We start from the raw sequence: 4,479 nt of genomic DNA on the forward strand, positions 1-4,479 counted from the left end.
TCGTGGCCCGGTCGGCCGACCGCGAGGAAGGCTCAACTCCCCAGCGGGAACAGGATGGCCCAAGAAGCCAATGCCGGAAGCCGAAAGGAATCGGGAACCCGGGGCATGATGACCGGCCTCTCCGCTGGTCGCTCCGCATAACCGTCCGGATACGGGTGCACTACCCGGACCCGAAAGGGTGCTGACGTGGGCCAGGTGAGCCTGTGCGGACTCACTGGACAAGGACGACGGAACCGAGGGACAAGTTGGACACCATGACGGACACGGCCGGAGCGGTCTCGACCGTCCCGCCCGACGTCGCGACGGTGAACGGACCCGAGGACGAAGACCTGGGCTGGGCGTCGATCGACTGGCGCCGGGCCGAGGAAGACGTACGGCGTCTGCGGCAGAGAATCTTCACGGCATCGCAGGCAGGGGACCTGAAGAAGGTCCGCAACTTGCAGAAGCTGATGCTCCGGTCCCGCTCGAACACGCTCCTGAGCGTGCGACGGGTCACGGAGATCAACGCAGGACGCGCGACGGCGGGAGTCGACGGGAAAGTGGTGCTGATGTCCCAGTCCAAGGCCGCCCTGGCCGACTGGGTCCAGCACCGCGCCCGACCGTGGATCCCCAAGCCCGTCAAGCGGGTGCTCATCCTCAAACCGGGGACCACGAAGAAGCGCGGCCTCGGGATTCCCGTCATCGTTGACCGGTGCCTGCAAGCCGTGGCACTTGGTGCACTGGAACCCGAGTGGGAAGCGCGGTTCGAGCCGAAGTCGTACGGCTTCCGGCCCGGCCGCGGCTGTCACGACGCGATCGGGGCCATCTACTCCACGCTCAACGGGAAGAACCCGCAGCGTGTGTGGGTGCTCGACGCGGACCTGACGGCGGCGTTCGACCGAATCGACCATGAACGGCTGATGGCCTCGCTCGGCACCTTCCCCGCCCGGGGACTGATCCGACAGTGGCTGAAGGCCGGGGCGGTGGATCGAGATCGCTTCGCCCCGACCGAAGCGGGAACTCCGCAAGGCGGAGTGATCAGCCCGTTGCTCTTCAACGTGGCCCTGCACGGGATGGAGGAAGCCGCAGGGGTCCGCTACTACACGACCGGCAGAGACGCCGGAAGCGCGCAGAGCGGCAGTCCCGTGCTGGTGAGATACGCAGACGATTTTGTCGCGATGTGCACCAGCCGTGAACAGGCCGAACAGGTCAAGGAACGGCTGGCCGCATGGCTGACGCCCAGGGGGCTCGCCTTCCACGAGGACAAGACACGCATCGTCCACGCGGAAAGCGGGTTCGACTTCCTGGGATTCAACGTCCGCCGCTATCACGGCAAGCTGCTGATCAAGCCGAGCACAGCGGCCCAACGACGGATCCGGGAACGGCTGAGCGCCGAGATGCTGGCCCTGCGAGGGGCCAACACGGGAGCAGTGCTCAAGAAGATCAACCCGATCGTGCGGGGTTGGTCGGCCTACTACCGGACGGTGGTGTCCAGCGAGGTCTTCACCGCGCTGGACAATCACATGTGGAAGCTCACTTACAAGTGGGCCAAACACAGCCACCCGAACAAGCCGAAGCACTGGATATCCGACAAGTACTTCGGCCGGTTCAACAAGGCCAGGAAGGACCGGTGGGTGTTCGGCGACCGCGACAGCGGCGCCTACCTGCTCAAGTTCTCCTGGACGAAGATCGTCCGGCATCAGCTGGTCAAGGGCAGGGCGTCTCCGGACGACCCGGCGCTTGAGTCGTACTGGGCCGAGCGGCGTCGCAAGGGACCACCTCCACCGGTCGACGGCATCACCGTGCGTCTGCTCCAGGCACAGCAAGGTCGCTGTTCGATCTGCGGAGGACTCCTGTTGCACGCCGACCACCCACCGCGAAGCCCCCAGGAATGGGAAGCGTGGCGGGTCGTCATCAGGAAGGCGATCTCCAAGCAGTATGTCGCGTTCCCTGGCGGTGACTCACCGGGCGATCAACGGCTCCGTCTCCTTCACACCCTCTGTCAACGGCGGATTGGAGCCGCCGGGCCGACGAATTCTGCACCTTCTCCTAGCCGCGAGCCCTTGAGGCTTGCTTGAGCCGTGTGCGGTGAACAACTGCTTGCACGGTTCTGAGGGGGCGGGGACGCAGCAATGCGTCCCCGCTACCCGACTGATCATCGGCAAGGACAGCGGGTCCGCGATCGGCACTCTGGTGGAACGCACCACGCGCTACGTGATGCTCGTCCACCTGCCCGACGGGCGCGGCACCGAGGTGGTGCGCGATGCGCTCCTGGACACCGTCAAGTCCCTGCCACCCCACCTGAAGAGGTCGCTGACCTGGGACCAAGGCAGCGAGATGGGCCGCCACCACGAGTTCGCGATGGCAGCGAACATGCCGGTCTACTTCTGCGACCCCGCCAGCCCCTGGCAGCGCGGCTCGAACGAAAACACCAACGGCCTGCTGCGGCAGTACTTCCCTAAGGGCACCGACCTCGCAGTCCACACCCGCGATCACCTTGACACCGTCGCCGCGGAACTCAACTCACGACCACGCAAAACGCTCGGCTGGGAAACCCCAGCCGAGCGCCTGCATAAACTGCTCGCGGCCTGATCGAACCAACCACGTGTTGCGACGACCACTAGAAAGCGCCCCGTGAGGGTGCGGGCCACTGCTGTACCTGCTGCCGTGGTCAGCGGATCGTCATCCAGACCTGGGCGTCGTAGCCGTTGTGCCAGCCGGTGCGGGCTCCCCTGACGTTGTTCCCCTGGGGGCAGGCCTTGTAGGCCTTGTACCACCCTCCGATCTTGACGTGGCCGTAGACGCACTTGCCGTCGGCCTTCTTGTCGTACACCCAGATCTGGACGCTGGACTGCCACGTGTTGTTGACCTTGCGCCGGCACTCCCAGTAGGCCACCGCGCCGCGGTCGGACGGCACGGTGATGCTGTCCTGCCGGCACGTGGGGGCTGCGGCAGCGGCCGAGCCGCCGCTGCCCGCCTCGGCGGCACCGGCCGCGGGGGCGAGGGCGAGCCCGCCGCCGAGGGCCACCGTCGCCGTCGCGAGGGCGAGACTCTTGCATGCGTTCATGGATGTCGCTTCCCTCCGTTGTCGGCCGGGCACTGCAGCCCGGCACGGCGACGACTGTCCTGCGCCAACTCCGGGCCGTGCCAGGGGAGCCGGCCGGTACGGGCCGCTGTGGGACGAACTCCCCGCCGACCTGCTGGGACATGGCGTCCCAGGACGCCGCCGTGGGACGAAGGGACGTGTCCGGATCGAGTGGAGGCGCGCGCCGGAGGGAACCATCCCGCGCGGGCAAAGCTCCCCTGACATGAAGGAGGGGGAATCTCACATGACCCGATGGAAGGAACTGCCCGCCGCGCTCGACGAACGTGAGCGCCAACTCGTCGTCCAGTTACGCAGGCTCAAGGACCACAGTGGCCTGAGCCTTGCCGCGCTGGCGTCCAGGACCGCGTACAGCCGCTCGTCCTGGGAGCGGTATCTCAACGGTAAGCAGCCCGTGCCGCGTCAGGCCGTCGAGGAGCTGGCGGCGGTGACCGGCACGGCGCCGACGCGGCTGCTCGTCCTGCACGAGGTGGCGGCACGCACGAAGGAGTCCGGGCAGGCGGCGCCCGTGGACGACGGGGCGGACGTGCCCCCCGAGGCCGCTGGGAGCACGCAGGGCGCACCCGTGCGGACTTCCGGAGCCCGCGGCGCTGCCACACTCACCGTTCTCGCCCTTGCTCTCGTCCTCGCGTTCGGCGCCGGGCTCGCGACCGCGCGGCTGTGGCAGAACGAGCCTGCCGCGCCGGTGACGTACAGCTGCGAGAAGGGGGAGAAGGACGCAATGCCGTACGCGGGGCACAGCGTGACCCGCGAGGCGCTGCTCGACATCGACAGCCGCGGGCCGGCCGTGGCTGAGGCCCAGTGCCTGCTCGAACGCAACGGATTCGACCCCGGTACGAAAGACGGTGTGTACGGGGAACGGACCAAGGCCGCCGTACGGAAGTTCCAGAAGAAGCGCGGGCTGGTCCAGGACGGGATCGTCGGGCCCGACACCTGGGGGGAGTTGCGCAGGTGACCGCGCGCGAGGCGGTGGAGTGCGGTGAACTCGCCGCCCACCTGAGGGAGTTGCGTCAGCGCACGGGGCTGAGTCTGGCCGCACTCGCCGCACGCACCCCGTACAGCAAGTCGTCCTGGGAGCGTTACCTCAACGGCAAGCAGCCGGTGCCGCGGCAGGCGGTGCAGGCCCTGTGCGCGCTGGCCGGAGAGCCGGTGGAACGGCTGCTCGCGCTCTGGGAGCTGGCCGACGCCACGTGGAGCGGGCGGTCGGCACCGGCAACAGCCGCAGTGGCCAAGAACGTCCCGGTACCGCCCCGCCGTACGTGGCGAACGGCGCCGCGCCTTGGGCCCGCCGTGCTCCTGGTGTGCGCTGGTGCGGTGGTGGCCGGCGCCGTGACGACGGCACTGGCCGCGCGGGGAGACGAGGGCTCGGCGCGACCCCCGGCGTCCGCGGACTCCGC

At 68.3% G+C, this 4,479-nt stretch carries 4 protein-coding genes and 1 pseudogene; 4 read left to right on the forward strand and 1 reads right to left on the reverse strand.

Going from position 1 to position 4,479, the window contains the following annotated elements; genetic code table 11:
• The first annotated feature begins 254 nt into the window (after positions 1 to 254).
• On the forward strand, positions 255 to 2,057 hold the full coding sequence (ltrA, locus tag ACWGI8_RS33060) for a group II intron reverse transcriptase/maturase (protein ID WP_453666594.1): 1,803 nt from the start codon (positions 255 to 257) through the stop codon (positions 2,055 to 2,057).
• 73 nt (positions 2,058 to 2,130) lie between these two features.
• Positions 2,131 to 2,571: pseudogene (locus tag ACWGI8_RS33065) on the forward strand (IS30 family transposase); the annotation flags it as partial.
• Positions 2,572 to 2,650: 79 nt separating this feature from the next.
• On the opposite strand, the gene ACWGI8_RS33070 reads toward ACWGI8_RS33065, so the two are convergent.
• Positions 2,651 to 3,046: a hypothetical protein gene (locus ACWGI8_RS33070; RefSeq protein WP_453666595.1), complete on the reverse strand. Its 396-nt coding sequence runs from the start codon at positions 3,044 to 3,046 to the stop codon at positions 2,651 to 2,653.
• A gap of 262 nt (positions 3,047 to 3,308) precedes the next feature.
• On the opposite strand from ACWGI8_RS33070, the gene ACWGI8_RS33075 reads away from it, so the two are divergent.
• Both ACWGI8_RS33075 and ACWGI8_RS33080 read left to right on the forward strand, forming a co-directional pair.
• Entirely contained in the window at positions 3,309 to 4,037 is a 729-nt protein-coding gene (locus tag ACWGI8_RS33075) for a peptidoglycan-binding protein (RefSeq protein WP_453666596.1), read from the forward strand.
• Positions 4,034 to 4,479: helix-turn-helix domain-containing protein (locus ACWGI8_RS33080; RefSeq protein WP_453666598.1), on the forward strand; the 446-nt coding region annotated here is incomplete at its 3' end. The genes ACWGI8_RS33075 and ACWGI8_RS33080, both read left to right, overlap by 4 nt.

It is taken from the genome of Streptomyces sp. NPDC054841 (genome assembly GCF_053611045.1).